Source organism: Paenibacillus sp. GCM10027630 (genome assembly GCF_042676305.1).
Lineage (GTDB): Bacteria > Bacillota > Bacilli > Paenibacillales > NBRC-103111 > Paenibacillus_S.
The window spans coordinates 162,023-182,083 of the sequence record NZ_JBHTGY010000057.1; the positions used below are offsets into that span (position 1 = coordinate 162,023).

At 41.4% G+C, this 20,061-nt stretch carries 21 protein-coding genes; all 21 read left to right on the forward strand.

Annotation, left to right across the window (positions count from 1 at the left end):
- The first annotated feature begins 17 nt into the window (after window positions 1-17).
- Window positions 18-1,766 (forward strand): HAD-IIIC family phosphatase, encoded by a 1,749-nt coding sequence (locus tag ACFQ0C_RS28525; protein ID WP_379371734.1) that lies wholly within the window; start codon window positions 18-20, stop codon window positions 1,764-1,766.
- Between the two features lie 3 nt (window positions 1,767-1,769).
- On the forward strand, window positions 1,770-1,991 hold the full coding sequence (locus tag ACFQ0C_RS28530; protein ID WP_379371736.1) for an acyl carrier protein: 222 nt from the start codon (window positions 1,770-1,772) through the stop codon (window positions 1,989-1,991).
- A 29-nt stretch (window positions 1,992-2,020) separates the two neighbouring features.
- Window positions 2,021-2,758, forward strand: coding sequence for a glycosyltransferase family protein (locus ACFQ0C_RS28535; protein WP_258213968.1), 738 nt, complete (start codon window positions 2,021-2,023; stop codon window positions 2,756-2,758).
- 19 nt (window positions 2,759-2,777) lie between these two features.
- On the forward strand, window positions 2,778-3,797 hold the full coding sequence (locus tag ACFQ0C_RS28540) for a UDP-N-acetylglucosamine 4,6-dehydratase family protein (protein ID WP_379371739.1): 1,020 nt from the start codon (window positions 2,778-2,780) through the stop codon (window positions 3,795-3,797).
- A 24-nt stretch (window positions 3,798-3,821) separates the two neighbouring features.
- Entirely contained in the window at window positions 3,822-4,802 is a 981-nt protein-coding gene (locus tag ACFQ0C_RS28545) for a PseG/SpsG family protein (RefSeq protein ID WP_379371741.1), read from the forward strand.
- The gene (locus ACFQ0C_RS28550; protein WP_379371743.1) at window positions 4,799-5,887 is read left to right on the forward strand and encodes a DegT/DnrJ/EryC1/StrS family aminotransferase; all 1,089 of its coding nucleotides are present in this window, start codon (window positions 4,799-4,801) and stop codon (window positions 5,885-5,887) included. Before ACFQ0C_RS28545 ends, ACFQ0C_RS28550 begins: the two co-directional genes overlap by 4 nt.
- Window positions 5,884-6,609: a cytidylyltransferase domain-containing protein gene (locus tag ACFQ0C_RS28555; protein ID WP_379371745.1), complete on the forward strand. Its 726-nt coding sequence runs from the start codon at window positions 5,884-5,886 to the stop codon at window positions 6,607-6,609. Before ACFQ0C_RS28550 ends, ACFQ0C_RS28555 begins: the two co-directional genes overlap by 4 nt.
- A gap of 18 nt (window positions 6,610-6,627) precedes the next feature.
- Window positions 6,628-7,293: a class I SAM-dependent methyltransferase gene (locus tag ACFQ0C_RS28560; protein WP_258213973.1), complete on the forward strand. Its 666-nt coding sequence runs from the start codon at window positions 6,628-6,630 to the stop codon at window positions 7,291-7,293.
- Between the two features lie 13 nt (window positions 7,294-7,306).
- Window positions 7,307-8,497, forward strand: a complete 1,191-nt coding sequence (locus tag ACFQ0C_RS28565; RefSeq protein ID WP_379371747.1) for an ATP-grasp domain-containing protein — start codon at window positions 7,307-7,309, stop codon at window positions 8,495-8,497.
- A gap of 3 nt (window positions 8,498-8,500) precedes the next feature.
- Complete coding sequence (pseI, locus tag ACFQ0C_RS28570) at window positions 8,501-9,553, forward strand: pseudaminic acid synthase (protein WP_258213975.1); 1,053 nt, start codon at window positions 8,501-8,503, stop codon at window positions 9,551-9,553.
- A gap of 18 nt (window positions 9,554-9,571) precedes the next feature.
- Window positions 9,572-10,519 (forward strand): dTDP-glucose 4,6-dehydratase, encoded by a 948-nt coding sequence (locus ACFQ0C_RS28575; protein ID WP_258213976.1) that lies wholly within the window; start codon window positions 9,572-9,574, stop codon window positions 10,517-10,519.
- 80 nt (window positions 10,520-10,599) lie between these two features.
- Window positions 10,600-11,760: a UDP-4-amino-4,6-dideoxy-N-acetyl-beta-L-altrosamine transaminase gene (pseC, locus tag ACFQ0C_RS28580; RefSeq protein ID WP_379371901.1), complete on the forward strand. Its 1,161-nt coding sequence runs from the start codon at window positions 10,600-10,602 to the stop codon at window positions 11,758-11,760.
- Window positions 11,761-11,815: 55 nt separating this feature from the next.
- A complete protein-coding gene (locus ACFQ0C_RS28585) occupies window positions 11,816-12,199 on the forward strand; it encodes a flagellar protein FlaG (protein ID WP_379371750.1) in 384 nt (127 codons plus the stop codon).
- 25 nt (window positions 12,200-12,224) lie between these two features.
- A complete protein-coding gene (gene fliD / locus ACFQ0C_RS28590; RefSeq protein WP_379371903.1) occupies window positions 12,225-13,727 on the forward strand; it encodes a flagellar filament capping protein FliD in 1,503 nt (500 codons plus the stop codon).
- A 22-nt stretch (window positions 13,728-13,749) separates the two neighbouring features.
- On the forward strand, window positions 13,750-14,151 hold the full coding sequence (gene fliS, locus ACFQ0C_RS28595) for a flagellar export chaperone FliS (protein ID WP_379371752.1): 402 nt from the start codon (window positions 13,750-13,752) through the stop codon (window positions 14,149-14,151).
- Window positions 14,148-14,477 carry a flagellar protein FliT gene (gene fliT / locus ACFQ0C_RS28600; RefSeq protein WP_379371754.1) on the forward strand — a complete coding sequence of 110 codons (330 nt, stop codon included), beginning with the start codon at window positions 14,148-14,150 and terminating at the stop codon, window positions 14,475-14,477. The genes fliS and fliT overlap by 4 nt, the downstream gene beginning before the upstream one ends.
- 22 nt (window positions 14,478-14,499) lie before the next feature.
- Window positions 14,500-14,685, forward strand: a complete 186-nt coding sequence (locus ACFQ0C_RS28605) for a hypothetical protein (protein WP_258213982.1) — start codon at window positions 14,500-14,502, stop codon at window positions 14,683-14,685.
- A gap of 399 nt (window positions 14,686-15,084) precedes the next feature.
- Window positions 15,085-15,282, forward strand: coding sequence for a cold shock domain-containing protein (locus ACFQ0C_RS28610; protein WP_133233880.1), 198 nt, complete (start codon window positions 15,085-15,087; stop codon window positions 15,280-15,282).
- A gap of 197 nt (window positions 15,283-15,479) precedes the next feature.
- The gene (hpf, locus tag ACFQ0C_RS28615) at window positions 15,480-16,022 is read left to right on the forward strand and encodes a ribosome hibernation-promoting factor, HPF/YfiA family (protein ID WP_379371756.1); all 543 of its coding nucleotides are present in this window, start codon (window positions 15,480-15,482) and stop codon (window positions 16,020-16,022) included.
- 161 nt (window positions 16,023-16,183) lie between these two features.
- Complete coding sequence (gene secA, locus ACFQ0C_RS28620) at window positions 16,184-18,691, forward strand: preprotein translocase subunit SecA (RefSeq protein WP_379371759.1); 2,508 nt, start codon at window positions 16,184-16,186, stop codon at window positions 18,689-18,691.
- 115 nt (window positions 18,692-18,806) lie between these two features.
- Window positions 18,807-19,926, forward strand: a protein-coding gene (gene prfB, locus ACFQ0C_RS28625; protein WP_258213985.1) for a peptide chain release factor 2 whose coding sequence is annotated in 2 segments (ribosomal slippage) — window positions 18,807-18,878 and window positions 18,880-19,926 — 1,119 coding nt in all. Because the reading frame shifts where the segments join, the coding sequence is not laid out codon by codon here.
- Window positions 19,927-20,061: the final 135 nt, after the last annotated feature.

The following is a 20,061-nucleotide window of genomic DNA, read 5'->3' on the forward strand; positions in this document are numbered from 1 at the left end:
CAGGGAGACATTTGTTGATGCTCAAAGTTTCAAACTTAGCAGATTTTATGTCACAAATTCGCCAAATGGAGAATAATGCCTCTACTTTTGAAGCATATGGTAATATTTATTTTTTGAAAAATTTTACGGTAGATAGAATTGATCCGTTTCTAAAGTACTATTTACTAAATGAAAAAATAAGGCCTAATATAGTATACGGAACTTACGATAATATAACACAAGAGATACTGGATGATGGTTCAAGCCTTCATACAACTAACCCGGATGTCGTTGTGCTTTCGTTGATGCTCGAAACATTTGATATGAGCTATAACCGTGAGGGTTGGAATTATGAGGAGACAAAAAAGTCATTAAAGTCCCTATATGAACTTATTGCCACCAAAACTAAATCCTTGCTTGCAATCAATACTTTTATTCCTCCTTTTTATAATGAAGCCGGACTTATTCGAAGTGTTCAAGACCGCTATCATCAAATGTTATTATTAAATCAATTTGTGCGTGATTATGCGGTAGAGCATAGCTCGCGCTTTTTCCTCATGGACTGGGAGCACATGATCCGTCAAATAGGTGAGCAGGAAAGCATAGATTATCGATATTGGTATACTTCCAAGGCTCCCTTTAAAAGCAGCTTTCAAAGCTTATACGCTTTAGAGATAACGAAAATCGTCAGAGCGCTTAAAGGAAAAACCAAGAAATGTATTTTGCTTGATTGTGACAATACACTTTGGGGTGGAGTTGTCGGGGAAGACGGAATAGAAGGAATCAAATTAGACAGCAATCATTATCCGGGAAAGGCATATTATGACTTCCAAAAAAGTGTGTTAAATCTAATTAAACGCGGTGTAATGGTAGGGCTAGTAAGTAAGAACAATGAAGAAGATGTTTGGGAGGTACTAAGTTCTCACCCGGATTGTTTGATAAAAAAGTCAGATTTGGCAGTGTGGCGGATAAACTGGAATCAGAAAGACGAGAATATTGCATCCATTATTAAGCAACTCAATATTGGTGAGGATAGTATTGTATTTGTTGACGACAATCCGATGGAATGTGAAATAGTAAGACGATTACTTCCAGAAGTTAGGGTGCTCCAAGTTCCTGAGAAACTGTATGAATATCCGAATATTCTCTATAAGGAAGGATTGTTTGACAAGATTACGGCAAGTCAAGAAGATCAGGATCGCACGAAAATGTATCAAGACGAGACTGCAAGAAAATCAGAGCAATCTAAATATAGCAACTTAGAACAGTTCTTGTCTTCACTAGAGCTACAGGCAATAATTCATCCTGCAAAAACGAATGAGATACAACGAATTGCACAATTAACACAAAAAACAAACCAGTTCAACGTTTCGACCAGAAGGTACTCTGAAGAGGAAATCAAGAATTTAACGGAATATCCAAACTGTGTATACTCACTTAGAGTTCAAGATAAATTTGGCGATTATGGCTTGACAGGCGTATTCATTGCGAAGTTATCACAGAATATTGGATATATTGACACCTATTTGTTAAGTTGCAGAGTACTTGGAAGGAATGTCGAACTTGCATTTATCCATCAGTGCATGAATGATATTGAGCAGATGTTTGGAATAAAAACATGGGAAGCAAGCTATGTACCTACGAAAAAAAATCAGCAAGTTTCAGATTTTTGGGATAGAATTGGCTTTGACTTAGAAAAAACTATTGATGATGAAAAAGTATATGGATTAATCAAGCCTAAGAGAAAAGTGGAAAATATATCTTATATTAAGATTACGGAGGAATAGATCATGGAACAAAGAATCAAAGAAGTAATGAGCAAAGTGTTTGGTTTGAATATTGCGGCAATTAATGAAGACTCGTCTCCGGACACAATAGATGCATGGGATTCTATAAATCATATGACACTGATTTTATCCCTGGAACAAGAGTTTGGCATCGAATTTAATGATGATGTACTAGAGAACACGTTAGACTTTAGAAGTATTTTGAATTATTTATCCAAACATTAGGTTAGTCTATCTTGAAGTGGAGCAAAAATATGAAAATAAATGCTATTGTAGCCACTCGAATGACCTCATCACGATTACCTGGTAAAGTTATGATGGATTTATATGGTCAGCCGGCATTAGTTAGGTTAATAGAACGTCTCAGACAATCGAAATTTATTCAAAACATCGTAATTGCAACTACAACCAATAATGAAGACGATGTTATTGAACAAACCGCAGCAGCTCAAAACGTACTATTTTACCGCGGAAGTGAAGAGGATGTTCTTGCACGCACCGTAGAGGCTGCTGAAGCAATTGATACGGATTATATTGTACAAGTGACGAGCGATTGCCCGCTTATTGACGCGGAAACAATTGATACAGTTATCGGAAGAATGCTTGAGCATCCTTACTTGGACTATGTCGGTAATGATTTGATCAGAACGTATCCACTCGGATTCGGCGCGGAAATTTTCAGAACAAAGACATTATCCGAAATTAATAAAATTACCCAAGATGCTGCTGATCGTGAGCATGTTTCTTTGTATATTTATGAGCGACCTGAAAAGTATAAACTCTCTAATGTGGAAGCACCTGTTTATCTGAGACACCCCGAATACCGATTAACTTTAGATACAGTGGACGATTATAACCTGATCAAACATATTTTCGAGAAATTATATCCGTGTAAACAGCATTTTGGACTTTTTGATATTGTTAAATATTTTCAAATCCATCCTGAGCTAGCTTTAATGAATAAACTCATCCAGCAAAAAAAGCCAAGGTAGATCAGGAGGGCATAAAGGTATGGACGGTTATTATAGAGGTAAGAAGATACTAATTATCGGAGGCACAGGTACAATTGGGAAGAGCCTACTACAGACCATGTTGTTGGATCGGCCCGACGTTATTAGAATATTAAGTCGGGATGAGTACAAACAATTTAAGTTACAGCAACAGTATTCCGAGTATACAAATATTCGTTATTTAATAGGCGACGTTAGAGATGCAGAGCGTGTGCAAAGAGCGATGCAGGATATTGATTATGTATTTCATGCAGCTGCAATGAAGCATGTTCCTTCGTGCGAATATAACCCATTTGAAGCTGTTCAAACCAATATTATTGGCACACAAAATGTTATCCAAGCATCCTTAGCGGCAGGTGTAAAGAAAGTAATATTCACAAGCACAGATAAAGCGATTGCACCGACCAATACATACGGCGCTTCAAAATTAATGGCGGAACGATTAGTGGCATCTGCACAATACTCGAGAGGGTCTCGCGGGACTATATTTGCTGCGGTACGGTTCGGAAATGTTATGGGATCTAGAGGATCGGTTATCCCCCTTTTTAAATCACAGATTGAAAGTAGAAGGGCGATAACGATTACAGATCCGAATATGAGCAGATTTATGATGACATTGAAACAAGCCACGGAATTAACATTGAAGGCCATGAGTTTTGCTCAAGGTGGAGAGATATTTGTTCTAAAAATGCCAGTTGTTCGTTTAAGCGATTTGGCAAATGTTGTAATAGCTAAGATGGCCAATAATTTAGGATTGTGTGGAGAAGAAGAAATAAAAGTAGAAAGTATAGGCCTACGCCCAGGAGAGAAGATGTATGAAGAACTCATGACGATTGAAGAGTCTAAAATCGCAATTGAATTGCCTGATATGTATATTATAAGAAATGTCTACTTCGACTATGTTGCTGCTTATGAGGGGGGCGTACCGGCGCCAATTCAAGAATATAGTTCTCATAAAGTTGAACGTGTTTCATTAGAGGAACTATCCGATATGATCAAAAGCACCGGCGTCTTTGAATAGTCTTTAATCGAAAGAGAGCCGATAATGAACATTAAAATATTAGTTGGGGCAAGTAAAAACATCGGATTAGGTCATCTCTCAAGATGCGGCATGCTTGCGTCTTTCATGGGACATAATGACTTGAAAATAGAGTTGTATGTTCTGAGGGATCCGTCCCCGGGTAACCAAGTTGAATTAAATTATCCAATAGTAAGTTACGAAGAGTTCTACCAACTATGCACAAGGAACTGTCCCGAAGCTATCATCTTCGATATGCCGTTACAAGTTCTGCGGTTGGAATTTATCCAAAAAATAAAAAAACTAGGTATTCAAACCATTATTTTTGATGATGATGGAGAACTATGCGATAAGGATTATTGCAGTATTCTTATCTCATGCAGTGTGAAGTTCTTGAATATTGATTCAAATATTATCCGTAAAGGGCCGAACTATATCCTGCTGAATCCTTCTTTTCGTGAAATTAGGAAAAAAGAAAAATTAATTAATAACGAAATAAAGAAAGTGTTGCTTTCTTTCGGAGGATCTGATCCTAATCAGATAACACTTAAGGTGTTATCAATGTTTAGGGGTTTTTCTGACTACAGCTTTGATATTACAGTAGTTTTAGGAAAGTTATCTGATGAACTACCTCCAAATTTATTGGAAAGCCATCTTAATGTTAAGGTGCTACGTAATGTTTTAAATATGTCGGAGCAATTGGTTGATACAGATTTAGCTATACTCTCCGGTGGTATGACTATGTATGAAGCGTGTTGTGTTGGCACACCTGCAATCATCATTAGTCAAAATCAGCAGCAGAATCAAGAAGCCTCATATTTACATCAACAGGGTTGTGTTATAAATGCTGGTATGCACGATCACATAACTGAACCTGTTTTGAACAAAGTTATTAAAGAGCTTCAGGACAAAAACGTTAGGATGCAACTTTCACAATACGCTGCACAGTTAGTGGATGGAGAAGGTCTTGCCAGGGTTACTAACATAGTCAAGGATGTGCTGAAATGATTCCTTTAGTTGCACCCAGAATGGAAGACGATGACATTCAAATATTCAGATTATATCATGGGCCACAGGAAAAACTGACACAGTATGTACAGCAATTCGAAGAAAAATTTTTAACATATATCGGGAAAAAATATGCTCTAGCCGTGAACTCGGGAACATCTGCATTGCATCTAGCGTTGCTCGGGCTAGAGATTGTGCCCGGCGATGAAGTGATCATACCATCGTATACTTGTACTGCATTATTAAACGCAATCCTTTATGTACAAGCTATCCCCATTCTTGTGGACTGTGAATTTGACGTTTCCAATTCTCTTTATACATTATCGGTCGAGAAAGTGAAACACTGTATTTCCTCCAAATCTAAAGCAATTATTTTTCCTCATATGTTTGGTAAAGCAACTGTTATTGAACCTTACTTACAGTTTGGTTTACCTGTTATAGAAGACGGCACATTATCTTTAGGTGCAGTTGATGTATATGGAAGCCGAGTCGGTTCTAAAGGCACACTATCTATTTTTTCTGTTCATGAGTCTAAAATGATCTCCGCCATATCTGGAGGTATCCTGCTTACGGATGATCAAAAGATTTTTTTTCGAATGAAAGATTATTTGGAGAACAGTGACCATGAGAAAGTTTACTCTGTTAGATATAATTACACATTGCCTTCAATAAATGCGGCTCTAGGAATAAATCAACTTGGAAAAATTGATAGTTTTATTCATCGACGCAGATATCTTGCAAATTATTACTCACAACGCTTGTCGTCATATGAGTGTATAGAACTTCCCAAGGTAACAGAGGATAATGTATTTTTTCGATTTATGATTAGATTGAAGAATGGGATAAGACCTGAGGATGTATTAAAATATGGAGAGTCAAAGGGTATTCAGTTTGGAAGAGGGGTTTACCCGCCACTGCATCGATATTTAAATCAAGATCAGGATTTATTTCTGAATTCTGAAGCAGCAGTTCAATCCGTCATTTCTATTCCTATACATCCTTCTATTGCAAATAACGAAGCTGAGTACATAATGGATGTATTGGAAGAACTGCTACAGAATAGGAAAAGTGGTGAATTGGTGTGAAAGTAGTAGGTATTATTCAGGCCCGTACAGGTTCAACACGTTTACCAAGCAAAGTACTAATGCCGCTAGGAAACAGAACTGTTTTAGAGGTTGTTATTGAAAGAGTAAGAGCGGCTTGTAATTTAGACCAAGTTATTGTTGCAACAACCGTGGAACCGAGAGACCAAGGAATAGCAGAGCTTTGCGAAAGATTGAATATACTTTGTACAAGGGGGTCAGAGTCCGATGTGCTTGAAAGGTATTATCAATCGGCAAAACAATATGGTGCGGATGCCGTTATTCGAGTAACATCCGATTGTCCTTTAGTGGATTCGGATACTATCGATGAAATAGTTCGGATTCATAGGGCGTTACCCCATTATGATTATATTTTAAAAGATAAGATGCCCATTGGACTTACATCGGAGTTATTTACTATGAAAGCTCTGGAAGACGCATTTATGAACATGAACGCTGATCACCACCGCGAGCATATCGTCACTGCTTTTACGGAATATACAAATCGCTATCGAAGCTTTATATACGAATGTCCTGGATTATTAAATAATCCTCAGCTAAGATTAACATTAGATACGCGTGAAGATTATGAACTATTGAGTACATTGTTTCATGTTTTTAGCGAATCCGCCCCGTTAATTTCTGTAACAGAAGTTGTTGCCTTTATGAATAACCAACCCGAGCTAAAGGCCATAAACGATTCTACAAAAAACAGCCTTCCATAGAAGGGTAAAGGAGAGTACATGTACATCGACATTCATCAAAAGAAATGGGACCAATTACACGAAAAAAATCAATTTCGTTTAAAGTATCCGAATGAAATGGTTATTCGATTTATTAGGGGGAACTTCCCTAGTCCTGCAGAATCCCATGTATTAGACTTGGGATGCGGGGCAGGAAGACATGTTATTTGTTTAGCGTCGGAAGGCTATCGAATGACGGGCATCGATTTTTCAAAACCTGGGTTGGATTACACTCAAGGAATTCTTCATTCGTTAAATTTAGAAGCTCAGCTAGTACAGGGCTCAATCACCGAGTTACCCTTTGAGAACGGATGTTTTGATGGGATAATCTCGTTTAGTGTTATTTATTATTTTACAACTTCGGATATAAAAGAAATTATATCTGAAATGTACCGTGTCCTTAAAAAAGGTGGAAAGGCTTTTCTTGTTGTTAGAGCTACTGATGATAAAAGATATGGACAAGGTGAAAAAGTAGAAAATAATACGTTTATGTTGAATACTAATCACACTAATGAAGAAGGCTTAATAATGCATTTCTTTGATGAAGAGGAAGTTAGGGGATTGTTTTCTTCCTTTTCACATGTGAGCGTGGGCTTTACAAAGGAAAGTATGAGCAGTACAAATGAGAAGTATAATTCGGATTTATTAATAACTGTTGTCAAATGAGTGGAGTTTTAAAATGAAAAAATTGCTGGTACTTGGTGCAAGCCGTCTGCAAATACCAATATTAAAAAAAGCAAAAGAAATGGGAATTTATACAATAGCTGTAGATTGGGATTCATTAGCACCAGGCAAAAGTGAAGCGGATGAGTTTCATCAAATAAGCACTAACGACGTAAAAAAGCTCCATTTATTCGCAAAAGAATTGATGATTGACGGAATAATTACAAACTCGGATTTTCCCATGAGAACCGTGAGTGTTATTTCACGCGAACTAAGATTGAACGCAATTTCACCTATTTCAGCTCTATTAACAACTAATAAGCTACTGCTCAGGGAAGTATTACATGAGTCAGGCATAACAGGGCCTAAATTTGCTAAAGTCTCTTCCATTAGTGATGTTTTCTTCAAGTCGGAAGAATTAGGCTTTCCTTTTATCTTGAAGCCTGTGGATTCTTCCGCAAGTAGAGGAGTTTATTTAATCCAGAATCATCAAGGGATAGAATATGCGTATGAGAAGGCTATCCAATATGCTAAAAATAAGATATTAATTGCTGAAGAATATATTTCAGGCAGAGAATTTTCGGTGGAAAGTATTACTTATGAGAATAAAACCGATATTATTGCAATTACAGAGAAGATAACCTCAGGACCTCCAAATTTTGTTGAAACTGGTCACATTATTCCGGCTAATATCACATTAAGTGAGTGCGAATCAATAAATGAACTCATTAGAAGTTCAATTAATGCACTAGGAATAAATAACGCAATCACTCATGCCGAAGTGAAAGTAAATCCAGAAGGTTGCTTTATTATAGAGATTGGTCCTAGATTAGGAGGGGATTATATATCCACCGATTTAGTTCCACTAGCAACTGGATATGACCTAGTGGAAAACGCCGTTCGAATGGCTATGAATTATGAAATGAGATCTTTTCCAAAACTAAATCGTGCAGCCTGCATAGGATTTATGGTAGCTCCACCAGGTATTTTGCAAAAAATAGAAGGGTTGCCCTCTGAGGCTTCACCTGAATTAGTACGAATGGAGTTGTTTGTGAAAGAAGGACAAAGCATTAATAGTCTAAGAAGTAGTTTGGATCGTTTAGGATACATTCTTGTGGAAGGAAGCTCAAACGAAGAAGTTAAAAATAAAATAGAAAATCTGAGTGCTGGTATTAAATTTCATGTCACTGAATTGAACGGAGGATGAGTCATGACTGGTTTTCAAGTAACAAGTAAATATATCGGTGCCAATCATCCGCCCCTCATCATAGCCGAAATGTCAGGCAATCACAACCAGTCGTTGGAACGCGCACTAGCGATTGTGGATGCCGCGGCGAAAGCAGGGGCGCATGCGCTGAAGCTGCAAACGTACACTGCAGATACGATGACGCTTAATCTAGCTGAGGGCGAGTTTTATATCGACGATCCGAATAGCCTGTGGAAGGGCAACTCTCTGCATGAGTTGTATCAGCAGGCGTACACCCCATGGGAGTGGCATAAGCCTATATTCGACCGATGTAGCGAACTTGGAATGATCGGATTTAGCACACCATTTGACGAGACGGCTGTAGATTTTTTGGAATCGCTCAATGTTCCCATGTACAAGATCGCATCGTTTGAAAATACCGATATTCCGCTTATTCGCAAAGTAGCGGCTACAGGTAAACCTATGATCATCTCCACCGGGATGGCTACGGTAGCGGAATTGGATGAGACGGTACGCGCAGCAAGAGCTGTCGGATGTAAAGACTTGGTACTTTTGAAATGTACAAGCACATACCCTGCGACACCAGAAAATACGAACATTTTAACTATCCCTCATCTTAAAGAGCTGTTCCAATGTCAAGTTGGACTTTCCGACCATACGATGGGTGTTGGTGTTGCTGTTGCTAGTGTGGCACTCGGAGCTACCGTGATTGAAAAGCACTTCACACTTCGGCGCGCAGACGGTGGGGTCGATTCGACTTTTTCCATGGAGCCGGAAGAAATGCACTCGCTCGTGATCGAATCGGAAAGGGCATGGCAAGCATTAGGCCAAGTAAGTTATGGGCCAACGGAGAAGGAACGAGCATCATTGGTATTCCGCCGTTCCTTATATATCGCTCAAGATATGCAAGTAGGAGATAAGTTTACAGTAGAAAATCTTCGCGCCATACGACCAGGATTCGGCATGCCTCCTAAACATTATGAAGAGTTGCTTGGTAAAGTTATCAACAAAGATGTGAAAAAAGGAACTCCGCTTTCTTGGGACTTATTATTGTAATTTCAAGGGGGACATATAATGAACATTTTACTAACCGGTGGAGCGGGATTTATCGGCAGATGGGTCACCAAGCGCCTTCTTGATGATGGACAAAGCTTGACGATACTGGACGATTTGTCCAACGGCCGTAAGGAAAATCTAGATGAATTTGCCGGGCACCCCGGACTTAAGCGCTTCATAGAAGGTGATATTAAAAACGAGGCTCTTTTGACAGAGCTTTTTAACGAAACGGCTTTCGATATTTGTTATCATCTAGGAGCCTCTATTAATGTTCAGGATTCTATTGATGACCCTCGGACAACTTTTAATAACGACACGATAGGTACCTTCTATGTCATGGAACAATGCCGTAAACACAATACCAAAGTTGTCTTTATGAGTACTTGCATGGTGTATGACCGTTGTACAGATGAGACTGGAATTACGGAACTTCATCCGATCAAACCGGCATCGCCCTATGCTGGAGCTAAGATTGCCGCGGAGAATATGGTTCTCTCTTACTATTATGCTTACGGGCTGCCTACGGTCGTGATTCGACCTTTTAACACGTATGGCCCATTTCAAAAAACAGGTGGCGAAGGTGGAGTCGTAGCTATCTTCATCAAGAATAAGCTTGCGGGTCTTGATGTGAACATCTACGGAGAAGGGACTCAGACAAGAGACCTGTTATATGTGGAGGATTGCGCAAGATTTGTTGTTGAAGCAGGATTCACGGATAAAGTGGATGGACAAATTGTAAATGCGGGACTAGGTAGAGATATAAGCGTTAATGACCTAGCCAAATTAATTATTGGTGATGAATCGAGAATTAAGCACGTTGAGCATATTCACCCGCAGAGCGAGATTCAGAAGCTCCTATGTAACTATAGCAAGGCAAAAGAGCTGCTTGGCTGGGAGCCAAAGGTTACTTTAGAAGAGGGCATAGCTCTGACGGAGAAATGGATTAAGACTAGCTATTTGATGTAATCCCATAGGGAGACCACGAAACGGAGGCTCGGCATGTGGAAAAGCTTGCGCTGCATGGAGGACAACCAGTCCGCAGTCAAATGCTGCAATACGGTCAACAGTGGATTAATGAAACAGATGTAGAAGCCGTGGTGAAAAGCCTAACGAGTGGTTATATCACGCAAGGCCCAGCGATAGAACTGTTTGAGAAGGCCGTTGCTGACTATGCCGGTGTGAAATATGCGGTAGCGTTCTCCAGCGGGACCGCAGCATTACACGGGGCTTGCTTTGCTGCTGGTATCGGTGAAGGCGATGAGGTTATCACGACTCCGATAACTTTTGTGGCAAGCAGCAACTGCGTTTTATATCAAGGGGGCAAGCCTATATTTGCTGATATAGATGCCACTACCTACAACCTCTGTCCTGAAGACACGGAGCATAAGATTACGGAGCATACGAAAGCAATCATTGCAGTGGATTTTACTGGACAACCAGTGCAGATGGATCGTTTTCGCGATTTGGCTAACCGACATGGACTCATTATTATTCAAGACGCTGCTCATTCGCTAGGTGCCCAATATGACGGGAAAAAGATCGGGACGCTTGCAGACATGACTATGTTTAGCTTTCATCCTCTTAAGCATGTGACAACCGCTGAGGGTGGGATGATCGTTACGGACAATGAGGAATTTTATCAAAAGCTCGTGCTGTTCCGCAGTCATGGCATAACTAAAGATACTGAACTGCTGAATCAGAATGATGGACCATGGTATTACGAAATGCAAGCGCTCGGCTATCATTACCGGATGACGGATCTGCAGGCATCGCTAGGCAGTTCACAAATGAATAGACTAGATGAATTTGTAACCAGAAGAAGAGAAATTGCTGCACTATACACAGAGGCATTTCGTGGTATCCCGGGAATAGTTGTACCCCATCAGCTTGAAAAAGCCAATTCAAGTTGGCATTTATATGTTCTTCGTTTCGATAAGAAATCATATCCGGTCGGCAGGAAAGAGCTGTTTAATGCTTACCGTGCAGAAAATATTGGTGTTCATGTGCACTATATTCCTGTGTATAATCAACCGTATTATCAAGAGCTGGGATATGCCCAAGGACAGTGTGCGAATGCGGAAAGCTATTATGAAGAAGCACTTACACTACCGTTGTTTCCCAAAATGACGGATCAAGATGTTAAGGATGTCATAGATGCAACGAAAAAAATAGTTGGGGCTTTTAGCAAAAATCCGGTTTCTATCTAATAATATCCATTTTTTATTCCGATATACTTGTATAAAGGATGTTGGAGGGATGGGCATGGAAGCAAATTTCAATACAACAGGGACGGTAAATCAAGGAGTCGCGACTAGCATTCCAGTTAGAACTGAGAAAGCGACGACAGAATCGGTGGCACCAACGGTTCAGAGCTTGAAGGAAATGAAGACGGCTGAGTACAAGGGAGAGCATATCCCTATAAGTGAGGAACAGCTTATTAAAGCGATTGATAGAGCCATTAAAGCGGCAGAAGGCAGTGCGACATCCTTGGAGTTCTCCATTCATGCACAAACCAAGCAAATTATGGTAAAAGTACTGGAGAAAGACACGGGAAGAGTGATTCGCGAAATTCCGCCGGAGAAGACTATGGATATGGTAGCAAATCTCTGGAAGATGGCGGGCATTCTTGTAGATGAAAAAAGATAAAGTCAGGTAGGTGACATTTATGGTTATGCGTATTAGTGGATTGTCCAGCGGCTTCGATACGGATGGAACTGTAACGAAGCTGATGCAGGCCAAGCGAGTGCCATTGGACAAGTTAGGCCAAAAGAAACAAACCGTTGAATGGCAAAGGGATGCTTATCGGGAGATTAATACGAAGGTGACCGAGTTTCGTAACACTAAACTTTTTAACTTCAAGGCGGAAAGCACCTTTAATGCCAAAACGGTTACCATAACAGGAAATACGGATGCAGTTACGGCAAAGGGAACAGCGAGTGCGATAAACACCAATCTTTTGATTAAAGTTGATGGGCTGGCAGTTGCGGCATCCAAGGTTAGTGAAGATACAATTACGACAGATGGCTTCGACCCTACTGCAACGTTGGCAAGTCAAAGTGCCAAATTTGTAAATTCCCCCGTAACCGGTAATTATTCAATAAAGATTAATGGAACGCAAATTTCTGTGGATTCTTCAAAAGAATCTTTAAACGATGTCATTGCAAAAATCAACAAGAATACGAATGTAACTGCGTTTTATGATTCTGCTGAGAAAAAGATTTCTTTCATGTCTAACGCCACTGGGAAAACAAATGGAGCAAACGGTAAAGGGGAAGTCATCACATTTGAAGGCAGTTTGCTAACTGATGTTTTCAAAGTCAATACAAACTCTGCTACCGGCCGTATTGCTGGTGCTGATGCACAGGTTACAATTAATGGCTTAAGTACAACCCGTACCAGTAATGTATTCACCTTCAATGGTGTTGAAGTTACGCTCAAAAAATCCGGGGGACCCGTTTCAACAATCAGCACCAAGCCGGACACAGACAAGATAGTGGAGTCGATCAAGAGCTTTATTTCCGATTACAATGATATCCTCAAAACCGTAAATGATAAGAGTACAGAAACCAGAAACTCTGATTACGCACCATTGACAGATGCACAGAAAGAAGCGCTCTCCGAGAAACAAATTGAAAGCTGGGAAAATAAGGCCAAAGCTGGAATTCTGCGTAATGATCCGATCCTTGCGAGCATAACTCGCACTTTGCGGTCCAATATTTCAGCTATCGTTGATTCAGGATCCAGTAAATATAACTCGCTAGCTTCCATTGGTATTGATACGGGTCAATATTTTGAAAACGGGAAGTTATATTTAAATAATGAGACTAAACTCCGTGAAGCGATTGAGGCTAATCCAGAAGCCGTAAAAGCAATATTTACTGGAGATGCTACGGATGATAATCCTGCAAAAGCAGGGGTCGGTGAAAGATTGTACAGTCAGTTAAATACTGGACTCTCTTCGCTGACAACGAAAGCAGGTCTTGCTAATATTTCTTATGATGACAGTCTATTGTCGAAACAAATTTCACTTATATCCAAAGATATGACAGTTATGCAGAAACGACTGGCTACAATTGAAGACAATTATTATAGACAGTTTTCAGCAATGGAGAAGGCTTTAGATAAATTAAACTCTCAAGGCTCGCAATTGATAAGTCAAATGGCAGGTAAATAAGGATGTAGAAGGAGGCCATCTAATGATTAATAACCCACAGGCCAATAAGTATTTAGAAAATGCCATCCAGACTGCCTCGCCGGCTCAATTATTAATCATGCTGTGCGATGGTGCTATCCGGTTTAGCAAGCTCGCTATCCAAGATATACAGAAGCAGCAGTACATAGAAGCGAATATGCATATAAACAAAGTTCAGGATATTATTAATGAATTTATTATCACACTTGATAACTCGTCTCCAGTGGCTGAAGGCTTATTAAGGCTGTATGATTATTTTCTCTACAGGTTGCTTCAAGCGAACGCCAAGAAAGAAGTGGAACCTATAGAAGAGGTTATTCAATACTTTGTAGAATTAAAAGAAACGTGGATTCAAGCTGCGAAAGCTAGCAATGCGGTGCGCCCAACGGCAGGGACACAAGCATGAGCAAGACGGAAGGAATTCTGCTGCAGGTTGAAGCTTTGACTTGCCAGATGGTTCAAAATCTGGAGTTTGCAGATTATCATGATTTATCTGAATTTGTCTTTGAGCGGGAAAGGCTTCTGGCGGAAATTAAAGAGGTGCCTCTAGCTGAATACGAGCAGAGAATCAACCAAATCCTTGACCAGGATAAACTGATAGGCGCTAGAATGATGGCGGTTAAGGAAGAAGCTCAGAAAGCGATTGACAAGTTTCAAACTGCGGATAAATACAAACAGGCTTATGATAAGGACTATACAATGGATAGTGTTTTTTTCAATAGAAGAAAGTAATTAGTTGCGGAGGGTGAGGATAATGAGTTTTAATATTGGCGGAACGCCAGTCAAAGGTGTTGTGGTTAATGCTATTGAAATAGGTAAATCAAATGCAGAACAGGTGGTCAATCAACAAATCAAAGAAGTGCTCAATGACCCCGCCAAAAATACTCGTACTATGCAACAGCCGTCAGGCCTAAGTTCATTTATGGATATTAAAATCTAAGCTTGCCCAATTAAACACTTACCAACAACACCGTACAAACAGGTTTGTGCGGTTTTTTGTTGTGTCCATTATTGAAAATTATTACTACTTTTATTGGAAATAGATTCTCAAAACCATCACTTATATCCCATCATTTTGTGCATAAGCCTTGTTTGCCCTGTGGACAATGTGGATAACTCTGTGCACAACTCTTTTGAAAACATCGATGTAAGCTTGCTGGAAGGGCGTTTTTACCTGTGAATTAGTTATTAAGATGATGTTAATACTTGAATTTTCTAAATATTTGGCTAACAATGGGTGGAGATAATTGACATTCTTAATTTGGGGATGATATATTCAAAATGTGGGCTCAGCCCTTATTCCAATTGATTTTATTTGATAATGAAGGGAATGTTTGGCATGCAAGGTAAAGTGAAATGGTTCAACGCAGAAAAGGGTTACGGTTTCATTGAGCGCGAAGACGGAGGGGATGTATTTGTACATTTCTCTGCGATTCAAACAGAAGGCTTCAAGACATTGGAAGAAGGTCAATCCGTTGAGTTTGATATCGTAGAAGGCGCACGCGGACCGCAAGCTGCTAACGTTACCAAATTATAATTATTCGGTAATTTCGGCAAAATTTTGCCCTAATGGTATAGAAGCTCGAACGCTACAGCACCCTGGATATTCCGGGGTGATTTTTTTTGTTCACTAAATTGATAGAAAATTCTGAAATATGACAAAAAATAATAGAGGATTTTTGAAGGTGGTTGGGGAATATAGTATACTAGGTACATGAAAGGAGGAGAAGTACAATGAAATTCAACATTCGCGGAGAAAATATCGAGGTTACAGAGGCATTAAGAGACTATGTTGAGAAAAAGCTGACTAAGCTGGAAAGGTACTTTGAAGCTCCCCCCACTTCTGAAGTGTATGTAACGTTAAGCGTGATTAAAGGAATGCAAACCGTCGAGGTGACGATCCCGTTAACAGGAGTGATGCTCCGCGCGGAAGAGAAGAATAATGATATGTATGCATCAATTGATCTGGTATGCGACAAACTAGAAAGGCAGATAAGAAAGCACAAGACCAAGGTAAATCGGAAGATACGCCAAGAAGGCGGTATTCGTGATATATTGAAAGTGGACACTCCCGCCCAATTTGAAGAAGATGATGATTATGAACTGGTAAGAACCAAGAGCTTCACACTCAAACCAATGGACATTGAAGAAGCGATTCTGCAGATGAACATGGTGGGGCACAGCTTCTTCGTATTTTCGAATATGTTGACCGAGCAGGTTAATGTGGTTTACAAACGACAAGATGGCAAATACGGCCTTATAGAACCCGCCAAATAAATTAGGACATACAGGAGCTTGCCTAACCGGCGGCTCCTTTTTAGGTATAAAGGAAGGCAAATGGCAGAAAGATATAGCAGACAGCATCACAGTTCTTGCGACTCTTGTCGCAAACTGCTACAATTTAAGGCAAACCGTTCTTATAAAAGGGAGATGAGCCCATGTTAGGACTCGTTAAGAAAATATTCGGAGATTCCAACGAGCGTGAAATAAAGCGCTTGATGAGAACCGTCGAAGCTATCAATGAGCTGGAGTCGTCCGTTACGGGGTTATCGGATGAAGAGCTTCGCAACAAAACTGTGGAGTTTCGCGAGCGTTTAGAGAAGGATGAGACGCTGGATGATCTGCTGCCAGAAGCATTTGCAGTAGTGCGTGAGGCTTCCAAGCGGGTATTGGGTAAGCGGCATTATGATGTACAGCTGGTCGGCGGTATGGTGCTTCATGAAGGCCGAATCGCTGAGATGAGAACGGGTGAAGGGAAGACTTTGGTCGGAACTCTGCCGGTCTATTTAAACGCGTTGTTAGGCAAAGGGGTACATGTAGTTACAGTCAATGACTACTTGGCCCAACGGGATAGCGCGGAGATGGGAAGAATCTATGAATTCCTGGGCATGACTGTAGGCGTTAACTTGAATAACTTGGAGCATCCTCAGAAGCAGGCGGCTTATTCTTGTGATATTACTTACGGAACCAATAACGAATTCGGATTCGACTATTTACGCGACAACATGGTGATGTATAAAGAGCAAATGGTGCAGCGTCCGTTGTATTTCGCGGTCATAGATGAGGTGGACTCCATCTTGGTCGATGAAGCGAGAACACCGCTCATTATTTCGGGACAAGCCGCCAAATCAACAGATATGTATTATCAGGCGGATCGTTTCGTGAGCCGGTTGAAGGATGAAGAAGATTACACCATCGATATCAAAATGAGGTCGACCACGTTAACTGAAGCGGGTGTTACGAAAGCAGAGGAAGCATTCGGCATCGAGAACTTGTTCGACCATGCTAATGTGACGATAAACCATCATATTACACAGGCTCTAAAAGCTCATGTTATTATGAAACGCGATGTGGATTATGTTGTTCAAGATGAAGAAGTTGTCATTGTAGACGAGTTTACAGGACGTCTAATGACAGGACGCCGTTACAGCGAAGGCTTGCATCAAGCTATTGAAGCGAAAGAGCGTTTGCAGGTACAGAATGAATCCATGACGCTCGCAACGATCACGTTCCAGAACTATTTCCGGATGTACCGTAAGCTTTCAGGCATGACGGGTACAGCGAAGACGGAAGAAGAAGAGTTCAAGAAGATCTACGGGCTTGAAGTTATCGTGGTACCTACGAACCGCCCAATGATTCGTCAAGACAACCCGGATATCGTTTATAAATCGGTCAATAGCAAATTCCGCTCGGTAGTGGAGGAGATTGTCAAACGGCATCAGAATAATCAGCCGGTGCTCGTAGGTACAGTGTCCATTGAGAACTCCGAGCGTCTATCTGAAATGCTGAAGCGTAAAGGCGTACAGCACAAAGTTTTGAATGCCAAGTACCATGCGGAAGAGGCAGAAATTGTCTCACGTGCAGGCCAGCCAGGATCAGTGACAATTGCTACGAATATGGCGGGCCGCGGTACGGATATTGTTCTGGGTGAAGGTGTACATGAGGCTGGCGGGCTGCATATTATAGGTACGGAGCGGCATGAAAGCCGCCGGATCGATAATCAGCTGCGCGGCCGTGCAGGCCGTCAAGGAGATCCAGGGTCCTCACAGTTCTACCTGTCCATGGAAGATGAATTGATGCGCCGTTTCGGTGCTGAGAATATCATGGGCATGATGGACCGTCTGGGCTTCGAGGAAGATCAACCTATTGAGAGCAAGCTGATCTCGAAAGCCGTTGAATCGGCACAGAAGCGTGTGGAAGGCAATAACTTTGATGTGCGTAAAGTTGTTCTCCAGTATGATGATGTGATGAATCAGCAGCGTGAAATTATTTATAAGCAGCGTCGTGAGGTTATGGAATCCGAAAATATCCGCGATATTACACTGGGCATGATAATGCCTGTAGTAGAACGGATTGTCGAAGCGCACTGCCCGGCAGATTTAGTACCGGAAGAATGGGATTTGCAGGCGATTATTGATTATGCTAACGGAACATTCCTTCATGAAGGCCAATTAAACGCAGATGAGCTGTGGGGCAAGGAAAAGGAAGAAATCGTCCAGCAGATCAAAGATCTTGTAATGCGCACGTATGAAGAGCGGGAGCAAGCAATCAGCGAAGAATTTATGCGTGAGTTCGAGAAGGTTGTCGTGCTTCGTGCGGTTGACTCCAAATGGATGGATCACATCGATGCGATGGACCAGCTTCGCCAAGGAATTCATTTGCGCGCTTACGGCGGTACCGATCCTTTGCGCGAATATCAGTTTGAGGGCTTCGAGATGTTCCAGGAAATGATTCAAAGCATCCAAGAGGAAGTTGCTACGTATATTATGAAAGCTCACGTAGAAGCGAATCTGGAGCGTCAGCCGGTGATTGAAGCGGATATGACTGTCACCGATGGTGAGCCAGCTCCCAAAAAACCGGTTGTAAACGAGGACCGAATCGGACGCAATGATTTATGTCCATGCGGCAGCGGCAAGAAATACAAGCAATGTCATGGTGAAGCTTAAGCAAGATCATGTATTTTATGAGGTCTGGAGGGTAGCCGGTGAAGTGTTGCCGGCCCCTTTTCGTATAACCGGAAAGTATAATTGCAATCTTGTGAATAATTAGGGAGTGGTCGGAATGTTGGATCCGGATGTGAAGCATGATTTACGAGAAACGGCTAAACGGTTAGCTGAGCTTAGGGGGTCTCTTTGACTTAGATCTGAAGCTGGAGCAAATCGCTAACTTTGAAGAAAAGATGGCGGCGCCGGATTTCTGGGATGACAATGAGGAAGCGCAAAAGGTAATCGCAGATATGAACGCTGTCAAAGGCGGTGTCGATCAAATTCAGGCGTTCTCGGCAGAGTACGAGGATTTGGAGATGATGGCCGAGCTTGTTCAGGAGGAATTCGACGACAGTATGGCCGCGGACATTAAGCAGGGTATTAAAGCCCTGGTAGCTAAGCTTGAAAACTTCGAGCTGCAGCTGCTGCTTAGTCAGCCTTACGATAAGCTCAATGCGATCCTTGAGCTGCATCCTGGAGCGGGCGGTACCGAATCGCAGGACTGGGCGGAGATGCTGCTTCGTATGTATCGGAGATGGGCGGAGAAGCGGGACTTTAAAGTCGAGGTACTCGACTATTTGCCGGGTGATGAAGCAGGCGTGAAAAGTGTGACGCTGCTAATCAAGGGGTACAACGCCTATGGTTACCTGAAGGCTGAGAAGGGCGTGCACCGATTGGTGCGCATATCTCCCTTCGATGCATCGGGTCGCCGCCACACCTCCTTCGTATCTTGTGATATTATGCCCGAAATCGATGATGACGTGGAGGTAGATATTCGTACGGAGGATTTGAAGGTAGATACTTACCGGGCAAGCGGCGCCGGCGGACAGCACATCAATACCACGGACTCTGCGGTACGGATTACACATATGCCAACAGGAGTTGTCGTAAGTTGTCAGACCGAGCGCTCGCAGATCAAAAACCGCGAACGTGCCATGAAGATGCTTCGTTCCAAGCTTTACGAGAGGAAGATCGAAGAGAACCTGAAACATCTTGCCGAGATACGCGGCGAGGTATCGGATATCGCATGGGGCAGCCAAATACGCTCCTACGTGTTCCATCCGTACAGTATGGTTAAGGATCACCGGACTTTAGCAGAAACAGGCAATGTTGGCGCTGTAATGGACGGCGATTTGGATACATTCATCGATGCTTATTTGAGGCAGCAAATCAAACCCGAATCTTCGGAATCCTAGTTATTTGGCACGTTTTATTGAATAGACAAACTCGCTCTTTCCTTAAATGGACGGGGCAATCGTTTATCCTCAGTTCATAATTTTAGTCTTTCAAGCAAATCCTACATGTAATGTCTAAACACATACCGCTAATCA

Bases quoted from the DNA above. Each gene is read 5' to 3' on its own strand.
- ACFQ0C_RS28550 (WP_379371743.1), top strand. From the start codon at position 4,799: ATGATTCCTTTAGTTGCACCCAGAATGGAAGACGATGACATTCAAATA.
- pseI (WP_258213975.1), top strand. From the start codon at position 8,501: ATGACTGGTTTTCAAGTAACAAGTAAATATATCGGTGCCAATCATCCG.
- pseC (WP_379371901.1), top strand. From the start codon at position 10,600: ATGCTGCAATACGGTCAACAGTGGATTAATGAAACAGATGTAGAAGCC.
- ACFQ0C_RS28575 (WP_258213976.1), top strand. From the start codon at position 9,572: ATGAACATTTTACTAACCGGTGGAGCGGGATTTATCGGCAGATGGGTC.
- fliT (WP_379371754.1), top strand. From the start codon at position 14,148: ATGAGCAAGACGGAAGGAATTCTGCTGCAGGTTGAAGCTTTGACTTGC.
- ACFQ0C_RS28545 (WP_379371741.1), top strand. From the start codon at position 3,822: ATGAACATTAAAATATTAGTTGGGGCAAGTAAAAACATCGGATTAGGT.
- hpf (WP_379371756.1), top strand. From the start codon at position 15,480: ATGAAATTCAACATTCGCGGAGAAAATATCGAGGTTACAGAGGCATTA.
- ACFQ0C_RS28535 (WP_258213968.1), top strand. From the start codon at position 2,021: ATGAAAATAAATGCTATTGTAGCCACTCGAATGACCTCATCACGATTA.
- ACFQ0C_RS28610 (WP_133233880.1), top strand. From the start codon at position 15,085: ATGCAAGGTAAAGTGAAATGGTTCAACGCAGAAAAGGGTTACGGTTTC.
- ACFQ0C_RS28565 (WP_379371747.1), top strand. From the start codon at position 7,307: ATGAAAAAATTGCTGGTACTTGGTGCAAGCCGTCTGCAAATACCAATA.
- fliS (WP_379371752.1), top strand. From the start codon at position 13,750: ATGATTAATAACCCACAGGCCAATAAGTATTTAGAAAATGCCATCCAG.
- ACFQ0C_RS28525 (WP_379371734.1), top strand. From the start codon at position 18: ATGCTCAAAGTTTCAAACTTAGCAGATTTTATGTCACAAATTCGCCAA.
- ACFQ0C_RS28605 (WP_258213982.1), top strand. From the start codon at position 14,500: ATGAGTTTTAATATTGGCGGAACGCCAGTCAAAGGTGTTGTGGTTAAT.
- secA (WP_379371759.1), top strand. From the start codon at position 16,184: ATGTTAGGACTCGTTAAGAAAATATTCGGAGATTCCAACGAGCGTGAA.
- fliD (WP_379371903.1), top strand. From the start codon at position 12,225: ATGCGTATTAGTGGATTGTCCAGCGGCTTCGATACGGATGGAACTGTA.
- ACFQ0C_RS28585 (WP_379371750.1), top strand. From the start codon at position 11,816: ATGGAAGCAAATTTCAATACAACAGGGACGGTAAATCAAGGAGTCGCG.
- ACFQ0C_RS28530 (WP_379371736.1), top strand. From the start codon at position 1,770: ATGGAACAAAGAATCAAAGAAGTAATGAGCAAAGTGTTTGGTTTGAAT.
- ACFQ0C_RS28560 (WP_258213973.1), top strand. From the start codon at position 6,628: ATGTACATCGACATTCATCAAAAGAAATGGGACCAATTACACGAAAAA.
- ACFQ0C_RS28540 (WP_379371739.1), top strand. From the start codon at position 2,778: ATGGACGGTTATTATAGAGGTAAGAAGATACTAATTATCGGAGGCACA.